Source organism: Arthrobacter sp. 24S4-2 (assembly GCF_005280255.1).
Classification (GTDB): Bacteria; Actinomycetota; Actinomycetes; order Actinomycetales; family Micrococcaceae; genus Arthrobacter.
Genome location: NZ_CP040018.1, coordinates 2,863,647 through 2,880,082, shown reverse-complemented (window position 1 = coordinate 2,880,082; position 16,436 = coordinate 2,863,647). Strand labels below are relative to the sequence as shown.

17 protein-coding genes are annotated in these 16,436 nt (G+C 65.8%); 9 read left to right on the top strand and 8 right to left on the bottom strand.

Annotation, left to right across the window (positions count from 1 at the left end; genetic code table 11):
* Window positions 1–11: 11 nt before the first annotated feature.
* Together FCN77_RS13225 and FCN77_RS13220 are read right to left on the bottom strand one after the other, a co-directional pair.
* Window positions 12–1,499, bottom strand: a complete 1,488-nt coding sequence (locus tag FCN77_RS13225) for a cytosine permease (protein ID WP_137322631.1) — start codon at window positions 1,497–1,499, stop codon at window positions 12–14.
* Window positions 1,500–1,704: 205 nt separating this feature from the next.
* The gene (locus FCN77_RS13220; protein ID WP_137322630.1) at window positions 1,705–1,929 is read right to left on the bottom strand and encodes a hypothetical protein; all 225 of its coding nucleotides are present in this window, start codon (window positions 1,927–1,929) and stop codon (window positions 1,705–1,707) included.
* Between the two features lie 78 nt (window positions 1,930–2,007).
* Here FCN77_RS13220 and FCN77_RS13215 point away from each other — a divergent pair, with 78 nt between their 5' ends.
* Window positions 2,008–2,718, top strand: coding sequence for a DUF998 domain-containing protein (locus FCN77_RS13215; protein ID WP_137322629.1), 711 nt, complete (start codon window positions 2,008–2,010; stop codon window positions 2,716–2,718).
* Here the strand turns inward: FCN77_RS13215 and FCN77_RS13210 are convergent.
* The 5 genes from FCN77_RS13210 to FCN77_RS13190 form a co-directional block, all read right to left on the bottom strand.
* The gene (locus FCN77_RS13210) at window positions 2,674–3,783 is read right to left on the bottom strand and encodes an EAL domain-containing protein (protein ID WP_137322628.1); all 1,110 of its coding nucleotides are present in this window, start codon (window positions 3,781–3,783) and stop codon (window positions 2,674–2,676) included. The genes FCN77_RS13215 and FCN77_RS13210 overlap by 45 nt on opposite strands.
* A 512-nt stretch (window positions 3,784–4,295) precedes the next feature.
* Window positions 4,296–4,508, bottom strand: a complete 213-nt coding sequence (locus FCN77_RS13205) for a hypothetical protein (protein ID WP_137322627.1) — start codon at window positions 4,506–4,508, stop codon at window positions 4,296–4,298.
* 104 nt (window positions 4,509–4,612) lie between these two features.
* Window positions 4,613–5,182 carry an SRPBCC family protein gene (locus tag FCN77_RS13200; protein WP_137322626.1) on the bottom strand — a complete coding sequence of 190 codons (570 nt, stop codon included), beginning with the start codon at window positions 5,180–5,182 and terminating at the stop codon, window positions 4,613–4,615.
* 59 nt (window positions 5,183–5,241) lie between these two features.
* Window positions 5,242–7,068 carry a gamma-glutamyltransferase gene (ggt, locus tag FCN77_RS13195; RefSeq protein WP_137322625.1) on the bottom strand — a complete coding sequence of 609 codons (1,827 nt, stop codon included), beginning with the start codon at window positions 7,066–7,068 and terminating at the stop codon, window positions 5,242–5,244.
* A 92-nt stretch (window positions 7,069–7,160) separates the two neighbouring features.
* Window positions 7,161–8,204 carry an MsnO8 family LLM class oxidoreductase gene (locus tag FCN77_RS13190; protein WP_137322624.1) on the bottom strand — a complete coding sequence of 348 codons (1,044 nt, stop codon included), beginning with the start codon at window positions 8,202–8,204 and terminating at the stop codon, window positions 7,161–7,163.
* A gap of 132 nt (window positions 8,205–8,336) precedes the next feature.
* Between FCN77_RS13190 and FCN77_RS13185 the strand changes: the two genes are divergently transcribed.
* Window positions 8,337–8,675, top strand: a complete 339-nt coding sequence (locus FCN77_RS13185) for a hypothetical protein (protein WP_137322623.1) — start codon at window positions 8,337–8,339, stop codon at window positions 8,673–8,675.
* Window positions 8,676–8,699: 24 nt separating this feature from the next.
* Here FCN77_RS13185 and FCN77_RS13180 read toward each other — a convergent pair whose 3' ends face one another.
* Window positions 8,700–9,974: an MFS transporter gene (locus tag FCN77_RS13180; RefSeq protein WP_175417257.1), complete on the bottom strand. Its 1,275-nt coding sequence runs from the start codon at window positions 9,972–9,974 to the stop codon at window positions 8,700–8,702.
* A gap of 63 nt (window positions 9,975–10,037) precedes the next feature.
* Between FCN77_RS13180 and FCN77_RS13175 the strand changes: the two genes are divergently transcribed.
* The 7 genes from FCN77_RS13175 to FCN77_RS13150 all read left to right on the top strand — a co-directional run bounded on the left by FCN77_RS13175 (window position 10,038) and on the right by FCN77_RS13150 (window position 16,424).
* Entirely contained in the window at window positions 10,038–10,508 is a 471-nt protein-coding gene (locus FCN77_RS13175; RefSeq protein WP_175417256.1) for a substrate-binding domain-containing protein, read from the top strand.
* Between the two features lie 154 nt (window positions 10,509–10,662).
* Entirely contained in the window at window positions 10,663–11,652 is a 990-nt protein-coding gene (locus FCN77_RS13170; protein WP_137322620.1) for a LacI family DNA-binding transcriptional regulator, read from the top strand.
* A 2-nt stretch (window positions 11,653–11,654) separates the two neighbouring features.
* Window positions 11,655–12,635 carry a 2-hydroxyacid dehydrogenase gene (locus tag FCN77_RS13165; RefSeq protein WP_137322619.1) on the top strand — a complete coding sequence of 327 codons (981 nt, stop codon included), beginning with the start codon at window positions 11,655–11,657 and terminating at the stop codon, window positions 12,633–12,635.
* Window positions 12,632–13,849, top strand: coding sequence for a D-mannonate dehydratase ManD (manD, locus tag FCN77_RS13160; RefSeq protein WP_137322618.1), 1,218 nt, complete (start codon window positions 12,632–12,634; stop codon window positions 13,847–13,849). Before FCN77_RS13165 ends, manD begins: the two co-directional genes overlap by 4 nt.
* Before the next feature lie 3 nt (window positions 13,850–13,852).
* A complete protein-coding gene (locus FCN77_RS26930) occupies window positions 13,853–14,512 on the top strand; it encodes a hypothetical protein (protein ID WP_254678549.1) in 660 nt (219 codons plus the stop codon).
* Window positions 14,509–15,375, top strand: coding sequence for a hypothetical protein (locus FCN77_RS26925; RefSeq protein ID WP_254678548.1), 867 nt, complete (start codon window positions 14,509–14,511; stop codon window positions 15,373–15,375). Before FCN77_RS26930 ends, FCN77_RS26925 begins: the two co-directional genes overlap by 4 nt.
* The gene (locus FCN77_RS13150) at window positions 15,372–16,424 is read left to right on the top strand and encodes an alcohol dehydrogenase catalytic domain-containing protein (RefSeq protein WP_137322617.1); all 1,053 of its coding nucleotides are present in this window, start codon (window positions 15,372–15,374) and stop codon (window positions 16,422–16,424) included. The genes FCN77_RS26925 and FCN77_RS13150 overlap by 4 nt, the downstream gene beginning before the upstream one ends.
* Window positions 16,425–16,436 lie beyond the last annotated feature (12 nt).

The following is a 16,436-nucleotide window of genomic DNA, read 5'->3' as shown; positions in this document are numbered from 1 at the left end:
GTCAGTTGCGCCTACGCCTTGCTTGCCGGGACTTCCGGCACACGACCCAGGACCGGACCAGATGCCGGGGCTTGGCTGTCGGCCGGATAGATCATGTGGGCCGGCGCGTTCGAATTTCTTTTGGCCAGCGGGTAGAACACCAGGGCCGTGACGACGAGCCCCACGAGCCACGAGATGTCGGCCCCGCCGAGTACCTTCGTCATGGGTCCGGTGTAGAGGCTCTGGGCCAGGAAGGGGATCTGTACGACGATGCCGACTGCGTAGGTGATCAGGGCAGTCTTGTTCCACCGTCCGTACCGGCCGTTCAGGTCATACAGTGCCGGAATATCGACTTTTTCCTTGGATATCAGGTAGTAATCGACCAGGTTTATGGAGCTCCAGGGGATGAAGACCATGAGCAGGAGCAACACGAAGTTCTTGAAGTTGGCGATGAAGTCCGGTGATGCAAGGACCGCGATGAGAACCGAGAGCCCGATGAATCCCACGACATAGGCGAACCGCATCCAGGCAGCTACGCCGGTCTTCCGTGTAAACGCGGTCACCGAGGTAAGCATCGTCATGTAGCCGCCATAGGCGTTGAGGGTATTGACGGTGAGCTTTCCGATCACGATGACCAAGTAGATGACCATGGCGATCAATCCCCCACCGCTCATGTTGCCCAGGAAGGCGACCTGTCCGTCAAGGAATCTCTCACCTTTGGGCAGGGCAAGGGCGGCGAAGAGGGCACCAAGGGTCATGGACCACTGGGAACCGAGCACGGTGCCGGAGTAGGAAGCCATGAATGTTTTGCGCGCCGGGGTGCTGGACGGAAGGTAACGGGAGTAGTCAGCCACGTAGGGGCCGTACGTCAGTTGCCATCCGGCGCCGAGGGAGATGGCGAGCAAAAAGGTGGGAAATTCGAAATTCCCGGACCCGAGCATGGCGCCGACGTCCTGGCTCGTGAGCAGCCTGATGCCCAGAAAGGTGAAGCCGAGCACTCCGACGATCGTCGCGATGTGCCCCAACAGGTGGATGTATTTGTAGCCGAGCGTGGCAACGAGGACTGTCAACGCCCCGAATATGACCATGCCCACGGCCGGAGTGCCGGTCTGCAGGATCTGGTCTACCGCCTGTCCCGCCAGGACAGTGCCCGTGGCAGCGAATCCGAGGTACATGACGACGACCAGCACCAACGGAATGACCGCGCCAAGAATCCCGAACTGCGCGCGGCTGGAGATCATCTGCGGCAACCCGAGTTTCGGCCCCTGGGCCGCGTGCAGCGCCATGACGGCCCCGCCGAGAAGGTTGCCGATCAGCAGCCCGATGATGGCCCACAGGGCGTCGGCTCCAAACAGCACTGCCAGGGCACCGTCAACAATGGCCGTGATCTGCATGTTCGCTCCGAACCACAGAGTGAACTGCTGTGCCGGCGAACCATGACGTTCATCTTCCGGGACGAAGTCAATGGAGCGGCGTTCGACGCGCGGTCCCCCTGAGCCCGTTTTTGTACTGGCCTGCATGCTCTTCCTCACTTTGAAAACTGGATTCTGAGGTCCCCAACCTTTGAATCAATCTGAGCATGCCCTGTGACCTTCATTACCCGAAAACCTGGACGTTTCGTCCGGGGTTTCGGACGATGCGGATAAAACCGTGACTGGTGACGTTTCCTGCGGTTACAGGGTCCGCTCAGCGAGGAGCCCGCATCCGAAACCCCGCTCCCATGTCCTAGGCGCTGAACTCGAACGCGACGACGCGTGGCGAATCCGCCGTGAAATCGCTGAAGCGGATCCAGGTGGGCCGCAACCGCAGATATGTCACTCCCGGCCAAGCACTCCGTGCACGCCCTTCCGGGTAGCGGAGGAAGTAAAGCTCCTTCGCAAGCTCAAGGTCCCGTCCGGGCGGTTCACCGCGCATGAAGTCGAGGAGGTCCGCCCGGGTCATCGTGCTCATATCCAGGATTGTTCCACTTCACTGACCCCTGGTGAATGACTGCGCCGCCGAGGCAGCCCGCAGTACTAGGCTTCAATTGTGATCTCGAGTACTGTCCCCGACCCAGTGGCGGCCGGACGGGGGCGCGTCGGGCTGGCCGCTGTGGCCGGCATGTGCGGGCCGGTCCTTTTCGTGTCCGTCTTTACTGTCTACGGGTGGCTGTCCCCCGGATACTCGCCGACCGGCATGTTCGTCAGCGAGCTGTCCCTCGGCCCTTACGGCTGGATCCAGATCCTCAGCTTCGTGCTCACCGGCGCCTTGATGCTGGCGTTCGGCCGCCGCCTCGCCGCGGACTTCAGCGCCGGCGCGGCTTCCCGGGCCGGACCCGTGCTGGTGCAGGTCATCGGTGCAAGCCTGATGCTCTCCGGACCTTTCGTTACCGACCCGTCGTCGATGTTCGGCCAGGCCAGCGTCCACGGGGTTGTGCACGGCATCTTCGGCGCCGTCGTTTTCACGTTCGCGCCCCTCAGTTGCTTCGTCTTCTACCGGCGCTTCCGCACGGACGCCGTCTGGCGCCCGCTGGCAGGGTGGACACTCGCCGCCAGTGTTGTCCTCACAATAGGAATCGTCCTGCTCAAAATCAGCCAGCAGCCCGGGAGCAACCTGTTTGAGTGGAAAGGCCTGGTGCAGCGGGTCATCCTGGTTACGTTCATGATGTGGATCTTCGCAGTCGCATTCCGGCTGCGCCGCCACTACCGGCTTACCTCAGAGCAAACGGAGATGCTGTTTCGGCCTGATGGTCCAGGCTGACCAGTCCAGGGGCTGGACAGATGGACGGCCGAACAGGAAACCCTGCCCCGCGGTCACGCCCAGGTCAGTGACCACAGCGAGTTCCGCCGGGCTTTCGATCCCCTCGGCCACCACGGTGGCCCCGACCCCGCGGGCGAGCTCCACGATGGATGCGGCGTGGCTCTGGTGTCCCTCGGATTCGTGAATCCGTTCGATAAGTTTACGATCCAGCTTGATAATGTCGGGCCGAAGCTGTGCGAGCTCCTCCGGGGAAGCCAAGCCGGTCCCCGATGCGCTCACCGCAAGCCGCAGTCCCCGCCGCCGCAAGGGATCCAGCGACGCCGCCAAGGACATGCTGTCCGCCGGCTGCACGCGTCCCGTCAGCTCAATGACGATTCTGTCGGGAGTCAGGTGCGCCGCGCGCAGGGCTTCCCCCACACGAGGATCACTGCATGTTCCGGGGGTGAGGTTAAATGCGACGAACAAGTTCTCGGGAACTTCCAGTGCAGCTTTTAGTGCGCAATGCAGAGCAGCAATTTCCAGCTCAATTCCCAGGCCGACCGCCGACGCTTCGTTGAACCACACGTCGGCGCTGGCTCCGTCGCTTCCGACAAATCTTGTCAGCGCTTCGACGCCGATCGCATTCCCGGAGGAAAGGTCATTGATGGGCTGGAATGCTGTCAGCAGCAGCTTGTCACGCAGAACGGTTTGAATTCGTTTGTTGACGCTGCGGCTAAACCGCACCGGCACCGTCTTGGGCTTCCTGGTGGGCCGCCGCCGCGGGACGCGGTGCTCCAGCGGAGGCACGGTGTCGGCAGGTTCCGCCGTGCGTTGCCTGGTGGCGATCAGGTGCTCCAGCAGTGCCCGCTCCGGATCGCCGGGATGTGCCTCGAGGAAACTCCGGAGCTGCGCCCTGGCCCACTCCCCTTCGGCTTCAGCGTCCCCAAGGACGGCGTCGATTATCTCCAGGACCTGCTGGTGGAGCGTCGTTGTGGCCGCCCCGCTCGCCGACGGCTCCGACTCCGCGGATACCGCCCCCGGCTCCGGGACGGCACTTGGTGGAATTGAGAACTCATCCCTGGACATCGGCTATTCCTTTGTGCATATTCTTACTGGCTGAGTCCAGTTCAGGACAGGCCTACCATCACAAAAGCCGATGCGTAGGTGTGGCTCGAATTCTATAAGGCATTACAACTTTTGTCACAATGCGCGGAAGGAATTCGACGAAAGTTAAGCAGCCGACAATCTTGGCCGGTTCTTTGGCAACGGGGTATTCGCACTCGAAGAAATTCGCGCAATTGTGAATGAGCGCAGCAACGCGGTCAGGTCACCCGCCCAACCGGCCGTGTCGGCGGGCACCGCGGAGGCCTCAGGACTCATCCAGGGGCCGCCGCTTTTGTGGCTCCCGTCCGAACGGACCGGCGTCCGCCCCTTTCAGTCAGCTGGGGCTCCGGCCAAGCAGGCGTGCCCGCTGCCGGGGATCACCTGCCGCTGCACTGGCAGCCGCCGCCAGACCGAACGCGCCGTCCAGCACGGCCCGGTCAGCAGATGCAGTGGACCCGTAGGCGGCGAATTCCGCCAGGGAGCGATCTGGATGCCTAGGGATGTTCGCCGGCCGGCGTCACCACGTCTTCCAGCATTGACCTGTCGAAGAACCGAATTTCGCCGGTTGCCGGGAAGAACACCGGCACAACTGACGTGCTCGGGTCCTTCGAAGTCTCGTAGATTTCGGACCCGCTTCCGTGTTTGCGCGCAATGGTTCCCACCAGGTCAGTGCCGCGAACCCGGACGGTTCGGAATTTGTAGCTCATGTGGACCCCTTCGTCAGATATGGCAAACCCTACTCCTGCGCCACATCGCACGGAGCTGATCCGTTACCGAGCCCCGAACCCGAACGCCGGTGGCGCTCCTGCCGCTACGGTTTCCGGTGCAACGCCCGCCTGAACGTAGCCGCCGGAGGCAGCGGGACCGCCGTCGGGTCGTCAGGGTGCCGACGGCGGCGAAGCTCCAGTGCGAGGCTCTCCACGCCGCGGGCCATCGCCCAGTGGTGGTTGGCGGCGAAGGCCGGTTTCAGCAGCCAGCTCAGGCGCCGCAGCAGCGGTTTTGCGGCGCTGACCTCCCAGTCGTAGGTGATCACTGTTTCCGGCCCGTCCTGCTCAAAACTCCAGCGGCCGGTCCCGTTCAGGTCTCCGGCCGCGGTGAGCGCAAAACCGCGGGTGATCACAGGTTCGGTGACCGTCATCGTCCAGCGGAGTGTGTAGGGCAGCCAGCCTTTCGTGTGCAGGAGCGCTGGCGCCGGGACGCCCGGGGCCGTGCTGTTCTCCGGCGTCCCGACTTCGGATGTCCCGGGCAGCGGCTCGACGGCAAGATAGACCGACGGCCACCACCGCGGGAGCAGTGTGGCGTCGCCAAGGATCGCGGCAACCTCGTCCGGGGTGCCGGCCACGCGCCACACGGTCCGGAAAACGTAGTCCGTGCTGCCCATGGTGGTCTCCTGGAGCTAGTGATGTGGCGACGACGGCTGAGGCAGGCTGTGGCCAGGGCTCACCGTGACGGTTTCAATACCATCGCCGAACCGCCCCCGCGTCTGACGGGCTCCGCCGCGGCAACCATGCGGCCGCCCGGCTTGAATTCGATGGCGGTTGCCGCGCCGATCTCTGCTGCCGACGTGAACGCGTCTCCGGACGGAGTGAACTCATGTCCGTACGGTGTCAGCTGGCTTCCATAAGCCGCGATGAACTCCGGCTCGGCCGTTACCTTGGCCGTGTTCCGTTGCGACGCACGCGGTGCCGCGATCGCCTCAGAGATACTCATGCCCAAATCCACCCGGTTCAGGATCGTCTGCAGGACGGTGGTGATGATCGTCGATCCGCCGGGCGAGCCCAGTGCGAGGAACGGATCCCCGTCCTTGAGGATGATGGTGGGCGACATCGACGAGCGCGGGCGCTTGCCAGGCTCGATCCGGTTCGGATCGGTGGGGCTGTACACGGTTGAGAAGTCGGTCAGCTCGTTGTTGAGCAGGAATCCGCGGCCGGGAACCACAATGCCGGAGCCGCCGGTCTGCTCGATGGTGAGCGTGTATTCCACCACGTTGCCCCATTTGTCCGCGACCGTCATGTTGGTCGTCGAGATATTCTCGGTGTCCTTTTCGTCGGCAAGCGCTGCCGGCGCTGCCGGGCACACGCCGTCGTACGTGGACGCGTCCCCGGGTGCGACGGGCTTCACGGCCGCGTGCAGCGGGTCGATCGCACACGAGCGCTCCTTGCCGAACAGCGGGTCGGTGAGTTCGGCGGTGGGAACGTCGACGAACGCCGGGTCGCCCACGTACTTGGCGCGGTCCGCGAAGGAGAGCGCGCTCGCTTCCAGGTAGTAATGCAGGGCGTCGGGCTTGGACATCTCGGACAGGTTGAACGGGTCAAGGATGTTCAGGGACTCGCCCACCGTCGTTCCTCCGCTGCTGGACGGCGCCATACCGTACACATCCAGCCCGCGGTATTCCACGTGCGTGGGATCCTGGTCCAAGGCCTCGTAGGCGGCGAGATCATCGGTCGTCATGTGGCCGACCGGGACGGGCAAATCCGTAGTGGCAGTCTTCGGCGGTTCCTTCACCGTGGCAACAATCTCGTCCGCGAGCGGGCCGCCGTAGAAGCCGCGTGTGCCCTCAGTGGCGAGGAGCCGGTAGGTGTCGGCGAGGTCGGGGTTCCGGAAGACACTGCCGACGGCGGGTGCGTCGCCGTCCGGGAGGTAGAGGCTGCTCGTGGACGTGAACGCCGCGAAGCGCTGCTTGTTGTCGAGGGTCTGCTGACGGAACGTTTCATCCACCACGAAGCCACGAGACGCAACGTCTGTGGCCGGTTGGAGGGCATCGCCCAGGCCCCAAGTTCCCCAACGCTCGAGTGCGCGTTCCCAAGTGGCCGGCGTGCCGGGAACGCCGACCGATACGCCGCTGGTGACGAGCTCGGGCGTGAAGGGGTAGGGCTTGCCCGTCGCGGGGTCGATAAAGGCGTCATTCGGCATGGCCTCCGGCGCGGTTTCGCGGCCGTCGATGGTGCCAACCTCGCCGGTCTTCGCGTCGTAGAACACGAAGTAGCCGCCGCCGCCGATTCCCGCGCTGTACGGCTCGGTCACGCCCAGGGTCGCGGCCGCAGCAACGGCGGCGTCCGCCGCATTGCCGCCTTTGCGGAGGACCTCCATGGCCGCGGCGGATGCCTCCGGGTCCACCGTGCTCACCGCGCCGCCGTACCCGGTGGCGGTCGCTGTTTTCTCAGTCTCCCGCGCATCGGCGTACGCCGGGCTGGCGACGGCGCCGCCGGCGACGCTCATGGCCAGGGCCGCCGTGAGGGCAGCCAGTTGACGTCTCACATATGGCATGGTCGCTCCCGAGTCAGGGTGGTGCGAAGTGGAGGTGAGGGTCACGTTACTCCGCGGCAGTGCGAGCTTCAACACTTTCCCGCAGGGCGGGGTCAGCGGGGCAGGAGCCGCTTCGCGTCGGGCGCGCGGGAGGCCATCCGGCCTTCCAGCGGGAAGATTTCGGCCAGGAGCCGATCGGATTCGGACTGTGCCCCAAGGTCGACAGCGCCGCCTGTGACCAGCAGCTCGTCGGCACCGGACGCATCAAACAGTCGCTCGAGTTGGGACCGGACTTCGGAGGGGGTGCCGTAGACCGAGGCGGAGAGGCTGCGTTCGACGGCTTCCGACTCCCGCACGGTCAGCCCGCCCAATTCCACGGGACCTACCGGGGCCAGCGGAGCGAATTCGCCCGTGGTCCTGGAGCGGGCAAGCGCGACCGCTTCGGGCAGAAGCAGCTCCGTGGCGGCCTGGCGGCTGGGCCCCACTGCCACGTTGGCGGAAACGATGACGCAGGGCCTGTCGAACCATAGTGACGGCCGGAACCGGGCGCGGTACCTTTCCAGCCCCGGCAGTTTTCCGTTCTGGTCCGGCCGAAACACGGCGGGCCCGCCCAGCACCACGCCCAGGCCGGCGCGGGCCGCAGCATCGATTCCCGCGCCGGTGGCAAGCACGAACACGGGGGTGGCCGAGTCGTTCCGTGGCCGTGCAGTGACGGGCGCGGATCCGGAGAGGTAGTCCAGGAGTTGGCTCAGGTCCTGTTCAAACTGCTCCGCCTCCGGTTGTCCGGCGCGCAGCGCGCTCCGGACTGCCGGCGTGAACCCGACGGACCGGCCGATCCCCAGGTCGATCCGCCCGGGATAAAGGGCCTCCAGGGTGGCCGCCTGCTCTGCCACCACGAGTGGCTGGTGGTTGGGGAGCATGATGCCGCCCGAACCGACCCGGATGGAGCGGGTCTGGGCGGCCACGGCGGCCATGAGCACTGCCGGAGCGGAGCCGGCAATGCCCGGCACTGCGTGGTGTTCAGCCACCCAGAAGCGGTGGTAGCCGAGCCCCTCAGCCCGTTGTGCCCGGTCCAGCACCAGGTTCAGGGATTCTGCAGCAGTAAACCCGTCCAGGGAGTTGGCTCGGTCGAGAATGGAAATCCGGGGAAAGGACATACTGCTGGAACCACTCCGCTTGGGGAGGAATTCCCCCTCGGGCGGGCGTACGCCGTCATCGTCCGTGTGCTTACACCATCCGGCCTGCGGGATCTGCTTACAATCGACGTTCAAGCATCTACCGAGGGAACCATGAAGAAACTCACCACGGCCCTGCTCGCCGCCGGCCTGATCATCTCCGCGTCCGCGTGCTCGGCACCGGCGCAACTGACCACCGAACAGACCTGCGACCGGATCAAGATCGTTGTAACCAACCCGAGCGCCAGCGCCGGCAAGACCGGTATGAACATTCTCGCGAACAAGCTTCGTCCGATCATCAGCGGCGCCTCGGACGAGTTGAAGCCGTCCGTGAAGGCGATTGTGGCTTGGGCCGACGAGTCCGCGAAAGACAGCCCCGACGCCGAGAAGCTCAAAGCGCTGACGGCTGACTACCAGAAGGCAGGCACCACGTTCGGCCAGCTCTGCAGCTAAGCGCAGCCGGAGCCCCTAGGGGCTCTACGCCCGCGGGGGTTCCTCGCTCGATGTGCTGGCCGGGGCGTTGGCCTGATCGGCCTGATTGTTTTGCCGGCGGCTCGCCAACAGGAACGGCACCGCGATCAATTCGATCAGGCCGCCAATCGTCAACGAGGCGGCGTAGCCGTATACATCGGCGGCCCGGCCGAGCAGCGGCTGGACCGCCACGCCGCCGCTCGATCCCATGAGTGAGTCGAAGCTAAGGACTGTTGCCCGCTGCTTCGAGTCGATCATGTCGTTCAGGTACGCCTGCCGTACCGGTGTTCCTGCTGCCGCGACCAGGGCCCAGAGCGCCAACAGCGCCAGGGCTGCCCAGAACACCCGGGTGAACCCGAGCATGGCCAAAAGCATGGCTCCCACACTGCTGCTCAGAATAACCACCGTCGTGCGCTTGCGAACGAGTCGCCGGATGCGGGGGGCCAGCCAGCCTCCGAGCACCTGCGTACCGGCCACGATTGCCGCCGCAAGACCGGCAATGGAATAGGCGTGCGGGTCACCGAACAGCCCAAGCAGGAACGGTTGCAGGGCGTAGAACACATAGATCCCGACGCCGGCGGTGAACGGTGCGGCCAGCATCACGTAGCGCACCGGTGGATTTTTCAAACCGTTTTCGATCGAGGCATTGAGTACGGCACGGGTCGCCCGAAGCGGGTGGGTCGAGCGTTCGGGCGTGAACCCGACGTCGTGCATCAGCCAAAAGGCCACCACGAACATGGCCAGCAGGACACCAACGCGCAGCAGGAACGGCACGCCGAGGTCGGTGGCCTGTGCGATCACACCGCCGGCCACCGAGCCAACTAGCATCGCGACGCCCGCAACCATCAGTCCGCGCCCGAGCACTGTCTCGAGGCCGCCTTCATAGCCCGCGAAGCGCAACGCGTCGACGAGCCAGGCTTCCACCGCACCCGAGAAGAACGTGAAGCCCAGACCGAGCAGGACCGACACCACCGCCCATGACCAGAACGGGGCGGAAAGCTGCCAGAGCAGGTAGTAGAGGTAGGTGGAGCCAGCCAGAGTTGCGGTGCCGAGCAGGAATGAAACGCGGCGCCCCCAGCCGTCGGCCACCACTCCGGTGGGCACCTCGAACAGCACCATTCCGGCCGTGAAGAAGGCGTTCGCGGCAAAAGCCTCAAGGTTGCTGAGTCCGGCGTCCAGCAGGAAGAGGGTGTTGATCCCCCAGATGAATGAGGCCGCCAGGGTATTGCCCAGGGTCAGCGTGAGGTAGATGCGCTGGGTCTTTCGGGCGTCGGCGTTCATCACGTCGCCGACCCCGCTGGAGCGAGGGGTGACCACGAGCCCATTCTCGTCTCCTTCGCCTGCGTGCGCCAGCACGTAGCGGAGTTCCCCACGGGGTCGGCCACCCTGCGGGAAGGCGCCTACCGGGAGACCATGTCCCGCCATGGTCTCCAGCAGCACATCCGGGTGGTGCAAGCGGACCTGAGTGAACACTCCGGCTTCGAGGCCATGAACAGCCTCATCGGCAGCGGCCGGACGCCCACAGCGGTCTTCGCCGCGAACGACATCCTCGCCGTCGGAGCACTCTCGGCCGCCGACGACCACGGCCTGGGTGTTCCGTCCCGGCTCTCACTCGACGGATACGACAGCACCTACCTGGCCGGAATCCGGCACCTTTCACTGACCAGCGTGGACCCTGTCAGCCGCGACGTGGGTGTCCGCGCCGCCCAGCTGCTTGTCGAACGCATGGCCGACCCCTCCCTGCCGCAGCGCGCCGAAGTGCTGCGCCCCCGGCTGGTCATCCGCAACAGCACTGCTCCAGCCTTCAAGGGCTGACTCGCCAAGCCGGAGCTCCCCGCAGGGCCCACGGCCGTCCATCCAGTACCGCCTCCATCGCACCGTGACGCACGTCATGGAAAGTCCTTGACAAACTTGTACAACTTTTTCCATACTGGAAGGGAAGAGTTTCAACGAGGCAACTGGAGGACTGATGTCGGCAAAACTCACGGACGTCGCAAAGCTGGCAGGGGTTTCCCTGGCGACGGCGTCACGGGCGTTCGGGGATCCCGGACGGCTGGCCGCGGACACCCGCCAAAAAGTCATGGCCGCGGCCGCAGAGCTGGGCTATGACGTCGCGGGACTCAGCGGCAGCAGGACCTTCGGCGTCATTGTGCCGGACATCTCCAACGCCGTCTTCGCGGCCCTCATCAAGGCCATCCAGAACCAGGCCTGGCACGGCCGCCACCGCATGGTCTTGGCGGACACAGCCGAATCCTCCTCACGGGAACGCGAGCACCTGGAGTCCTTGGCCGTCGGCGTGGACGGCATCATCCTCTGCTCTCCCCGGCTCCCCTCAAACCAGATCCACCAGCTTGTGGGCAACACGCCGCTGGTGGTCATCAACGGCGAAGCCGATCACGCAGCCCGCGTGCTGATGGAAGCCGGCGAAGGCCTCCGCCAGGCAGTGGAACACCTCCACGCGCTGGGCCACCGCAAGCTCGCGTACATTCCGGGACCGGCCTCGTCCTGGGCCAACGGCCAGCGACTCGCAGCCGTAACCCGCTTCTGTGCCGAGTGGGGCATTGAACTCGTCACTGTGGGAAACCAGAATGCCACGGTCGATGGCGGGCTCGCCGCCGCTGCGTCGGTGGTCGCCAGCGGCGCCACTGCAGTCATTGCCTACAACGACCTTGTGGCCATCGGGATGCTCGCAGGGGCACGCACGCTGGGTTATCACTGCCCCGAGGACATCAGCGTGGTGGGCATCGATGACCTGGATATCGCAGCCGCCGCTGAACCCGGTCTCACGTCGATCCGGGTTCCCATCGAGCGCAGCGGTTCCCTGGGACTCGAGCTTCTCCTCGAGCAGGTAGCCGGCAAGCCGACTGCCACCGAGGCCGTCCATCTCAGTTCACAGCTCATCGTGCGCGGCTCCACCTTCGCTGCCCGCACCGCAGACCACGCAATCCAGGGAAAGTAACCATGAGAATCGTCATCGCCGACCCCAACCTGATGTCCCAGCGATCCACCTTCGAGGCCGCGTTGCCGGACGGCGCAACCGCGTCCTGGCACGACAGCTGGAACGAACACTCCGTCCTGACGGATCTCAAGGACGCCGACGTGTACGTAGGACCGAGGTTCACGGAAGCCATGGGCGCGGTGGCGCCGAACGTCCGGCTGGTTCACGTGGCGGGAGCGGGTTACGACGGCATCGAGGCCGCTGCACTGCCGGCCGGAGCTGTCTGCGCCAACACGTTCCACCACGAAAGCTCCATTGCCGAACACATCGCCACCGTGCTTGTTGCCCTTCGCCGGAACCTGATCGGACAGGACGCAGCCCTGCGCACAGGCATTTGGTCCTCCTCCGTCTACTCCCCGGAGATCCGCCAGCCGGAAACGCTGCGCGGGGCCGTGGTGACGTTCCTGGGCTTCGGCCACATCGGCAGCACTGCCTGGAACCTGCTGCAGGCCTTCGGCGCCGAGGGCATCGCCATCACCCGCCGCGGCACGGTGGATCCGCAGGCGAATTCGCTCCGCTGGGCCGGCTCAACCGAACGGCTCGCCGACGCACTCAGTGAATCGGACATCCTGGTCATCAGCATCCCATTGACCGAAGAAACCACCGGCCTGGTGGGCGCTGCCGAACTCGACGAGCTTGGCTCGGACGGACTGCTGGTCAATGTTGCCCGCGGACCGGTTGTCGGGGAAGACGCGCTCTACGAGGCCCTGAAGGACCGCCGGATTGCCGGCGCCGCCGTCGACACCTGGTATCAGTACCCCGGCCCCGACGGTCGCGGTGAACCGTCTGCCCTGCCGTTTGGCCGGCTGGACAACATCATCATGACCCCGCACTCCTCCGGCGTCACGGCGGAAACCTTCCGCGGCCGCGCCCGGGAGATCGCCGAAAACATCACCCGTCTGTCCAAGAACGAGCCAATCAAGAATGTTGTGATCTCCCGATGACCCGAAAAATCGTCGACGTCGACGTCCTGGTAACCAGCCCCAGCCGAAACTTTGTGACCCTCAAGATCACTACCGATGACGGCATCGTCGGCTGGGGTGACGCCACCCTGAACGGCCGCGAACTGTCCGTGGCCAGCTACCTTCGCGACCACCTCGCCCCCGCCCTGCTGGGGCGGGACGCCGACCGCATCGAAGACACCTGGCAGTACTTCTACCGCGGCGCCTACTGGCGCCGCGGGCCGGTGACCATGGCCGCCATCGGGGCCATCGACCTCGCCCTCTGGGATATCAAGGGCAAGGCCCTGGATGTCCCTGTCTACCAGCTCCTCGGCGGCGCGGCCCGCGACAGGATCCTCACGTACACCCATGCCACCGGCTGGGACCTGCCCGAGCTCCTGGAGTCCGTGGACCGGCGCCGTGAACAGGGATTCCGGGCCGTCCGCGCGCAGTCCGGCGTCCCCGGCCTGGACAAGGTCTACGGCGTCACCAAGGGCGCCGCCAGCTACGAACCGGCCGGCCGCGGCGCCGGTCCGGTCGAAGAGGACTGGGACACTTCCGCCTACCTGCGCCACGCCCCGAAAATCCTCTCGGCCGTCCGCGAGCACGTCGGTCCGGAACTGAAGCTGCTCCACGACGTCCACCACCGGCTCAACCCCACCGAAGCCGCCCGTCTGGCCCGCTCCCTCGAAGACGTGGACCTGTTCTGGCTCGAAGATGTGACACCGGCGGAGAACCAGCGGCTGCTCCGCACCCTCCGCCAGCAGACCACCATCCCGCTGGCGATCGGCGAAGTCTTCAACACCGTCTGGGACTGCGAACAGCTCATCACGGAACGGCTCATCGACTTCATCCGCACCGCCGTCGTTCACGCCGGAGGCATCTCCCACGTCCGCAAGATCCTGGCGCTGGCCGAGGTCTACCAGATCAAGGGTGCCCCGCACGGGCCCTCGGATGTCTCCCCCATCAATCTGTCCGCGTCGCTGCACCTGGGCCTTGCCACCAGCAACTTCGCCATCCAGGAATACATGGGCTACGACCCCCTCGTCTCAGAGGTGTTCCGTTCCAGCTTCCGCTTCGAGGACGGGTACCTCCACCCCGGCGACGAACCCGGCCTGGGTGTCCACGTAGACGAAGCTGCGGCGGCCAAGTTCCCGTACAAGCAGGCCTACCTGCCCATCGCCCGCGAGCTCGACGGCTCCATGAAGGACTGGTGAACCGTGGCACGCAACCAGCCTGCACCGCTGACTGCCTCCACGCCCGGCATTGTCCGGCGTGACGCCGTCCCTGCTCCCGGCATCGTCCACCTCGGCCTGGGAAACTTCCACCGCGCCCACCAGGCCGTGTACACCGACGCCGCCATCAGCGCCCACGGCGGCGACTGGGGCATCATCGGGGTCTCGAGCCGCTCAAGTGCCGTCACCGACGCCATGCACGCCCAGGACATGACCTATACGGTGGTGGAGATATCGCCGGAAGGATCCACCTTCTCCACGCCGCGCGTGCATTCGGACGCCTTCGTCGCGGCGCAGAACCCCGAACGCGTCGTCGCGGAAATCGGCGCAGCCACGACCCGGATCGTATCCCTCACGGTGACGGAAAACGGCTACACGTACAGCCCCGCCACCGGGTCGCTGAATGTTGCCGACGCCGATGTGCAGCACGACCTCGCGGAAGCCGCGGCCCCCGCACGCCGATCGGCCAGATCGTCCGCGGCCTCCAGCAGCGTGCCCGGACACACGGCAAACCTGTCACCATCCTCAGCTGTGACAACCTGTCCGACAACGGCCACCACACCCGGCGGCTCGTCCGCGAATTCGCCTCCTTGCTGCCGGCCACCGAAGCCACCGGGACACTTGAGTGGATCGACGCGAACGTGACGTTTCCGTCCTCCATGGTGGACAGGATCGTGCCCGCCACAACCGAGCACTACCGGACGCTCGTCGCCGAGCAGCTCGGATACACCGACCGGATCCCCGTCCCCGCCGAGCCGTTCACCATGTGGATCCTGGAGGACAACTTCATTGCCGGCCGGCCCGCGTGGGAAGCAGGCGGCGCCGTCTTCACCAAGGACGTCGCGGGCTACGAGCAGCTCAAGGTCAGGCTCCTGAACGGCACGCACTCCCTGATCGCCTACCTCGGCGCGCTGTCCGGTGCTGCCACGATTCCCGAGTCCACGGCTCTGGACTACATCGAGACCGCCGCCCGGACCATCCTGCGGCACGAGTACCTGCCCAGCGTCACGGTGCCGGGAGACGTCGACGTCGACGCCTACGAAGCCCAGCTCTTCTCGCGGTGGCGGAACTCGGCCCTGGGACACCGGACCAGCCAGGTGGGCTCTGACGGATCCGTCAAGCTCCGCCAGCGGATCCCGCTGCCCGCGCTGCAAATGCTCGACGGCGGCGTCATGCCCCACTATCTGGCCCTCACCGCCGCGGCGTACCTCTCCTGCATCGCACCGCTGCCCGGATTCGACCCCGGCATCCACGCCCATGACATGCAGGACCCCGCCAGGGAATCACTGCAAACTCTCGCGGCAGCGTCCGCCTCCGGCCGTGAACTCGCCGGCAAGGTCATCGGGCAGCTCCACCTCCTGGGTGATGAACTCGCCACCCGCGACGATTTCATCCACCGAACCGGTGAACTGATCGACATCATCCACCAGCAAGGACCCCGGGCCGCCGCCCGCGCCGCGGCCGAGTCAACCGCCCTTCTTCCCGCACAGACCCGGAGCATCCGATGACCACGCAAGCCGTACGCCGCACCGATCAACCGGCGCTGCCGCGCACCACCGAGGCCGCCGTCCTGCATGGCGCCAAAGACCTCCGCATCGAGGAGAAACCGTTGAAGGCGCTTGGCCCAAACGATGTCCTGGTGGAGATGCGCTCGGGCGGCATCTGCGGTTCGGACATGCACTACTTCGCGGACGGTCGCAACGGCACCAACGTACTCCGCCAGCCCACAGTCCTCGGACACGAGGGGGCAGGAGTGGTCATCGCCGCCGGTGAGACCGCCGCCGTCGCCGCCGGCACCGCCGTCGTGATTGAACCTGCGCTCCCGTGCGGCACCTGCCCGACGTGCGTTTCCGGCCGGTACAACTTGTGCGCCAGCGGCACGTGCTTCGGCTCACCGCCCACAGACGGCCTTTTTGCCCGCCACGTGGTGGTGCCGGCAGCTGCACTCCATGCGCTACCGGAATCCGTGCCGGCGGAGATCGGGGCAGCGATCGAACCGCTCGCCGTCGCCGTCTGGGCAGTTGAACGGGCCCAGGTGCAGCCCGGACACCGGGTCCTCATCACCGGCGCAGGGCCCATCGGCCTGCTCGTGGCACAGGTTGCCGCAGTACGGGGCGCAGCCGAGATCATCGTGACCGACGTCAACGACGACCGCCTGGCCGTTGCCGCGCAGTTCGGAGCCACCCGCACCATCAATACGGCCGCAACGGCGCTCGACCTGAGCGGAATGGACCGGCTGATCGAATGTTCCGGAAACAGCAGGGCGCTCATTGACGGCATCCGGACCCTGGCGCCGGCGGCACGGGCCGCCGTAGTTGGCCAGGCACGACCCACGGTGGACGGCATCCCGCTCGGCTTCCTCCAGCGCTACGAAATCGACCTGGTCACCGCCTTTCGGTATGCGCACGCCTTCCCGACGGCGATTGACCTCGCCTCATCCGGGAACGTGGACCTGCGGTCCATCATCACCAGCACCTACCGCCTCGCCGATGCCGCGGCCGCCCTCACCGCCCCGGTCACGGACCCCACGAACCTCAAGGTCCTCATCACCTACTGATTTACTCCCGCC

Coding starts and splice junctions, on each gene's coding strand:
- FCN77_RS13165 (WP_137322619.1), top strand. CDS start 11,655: ATGAGAATCGTCATCGCCGACCCCAACCTGATGTCCCAGCGATCCACC.
- FCN77_RS13210 (WP_137322628.1), bottom strand. CDS start 3,783: ATGTCCAGGGATGAGTTCTCAATTCCACCAAGTGCCGTCCCGGAGCCG.
- FCN77_RS13220 (WP_137322630.1), bottom strand. CDS start 1,929: ATGAGCACGATGACCCGGGCGGACCTCCTCGACTTCATGCGCGGTGAA.
- manD (WP_137322618.1), top strand. CDS start 12,632: ATGACCCGAAAAATCGTCGACGTCGACGTCCTGGTAACCAGCCCCAGC.
- FCN77_RS13225 (WP_137322631.1), bottom strand. CDS start 1,499: ATGCAGGCCAGTACAAAAACGGGCTCAGGGGGACCGCGCGTCGAACGC.
- ggt (WP_137322625.1), bottom strand. CDS start 7,068: ATGCCATATGTGAGACGTCAACTGGCTGCCCTCACGGCGGCCCTGGCC.
- FCN77_RS13185 (WP_137322623.1), top strand. CDS start 8,337: ATGAAGAAACTCACCACGGCCCTGCTCGCCGCCGGCCTGATCATCTCC.
- FCN77_RS13200 (WP_137322626.1), bottom strand. CDS start 5,182: ATGGGCAGCACGGACTACGTTTTCCGGACCGTGTGGCGCGTGGCCGGC.
- FCN77_RS13205 (WP_137322627.1), bottom strand. CDS start 4,508: ATGAGCTACAAATTCCGAACCGTCCGGGTTCGCGGCACTGACCTGGTG.
- FCN77_RS13190 (WP_137322624.1), bottom strand. CDS start 8,204: ATGTCCTTTCCCCGGATTTCCATTCTCGACCGAGCCAACTCCCTGGAC.
- FCN77_RS13180 (WP_175417257.1), bottom strand. CDS start 9,974: ATGAACGCCGACGCCCGAAAGACCCAGCGCATCTACCTCACGCTGACC.
- FCN77_RS13170 (WP_137322620.1), top strand. CDS start 10,663: ATGTCGGCAAAACTCACGGACGTCGCAAAGCTGGCAGGGGTTTCCCTG.
- FCN77_RS13150 (WP_137322617.1), top strand. CDS start 15,372: ATGACCACGCAAGCCGTACGCCGCACCGATCAACCGGCGCTGCCGCGC.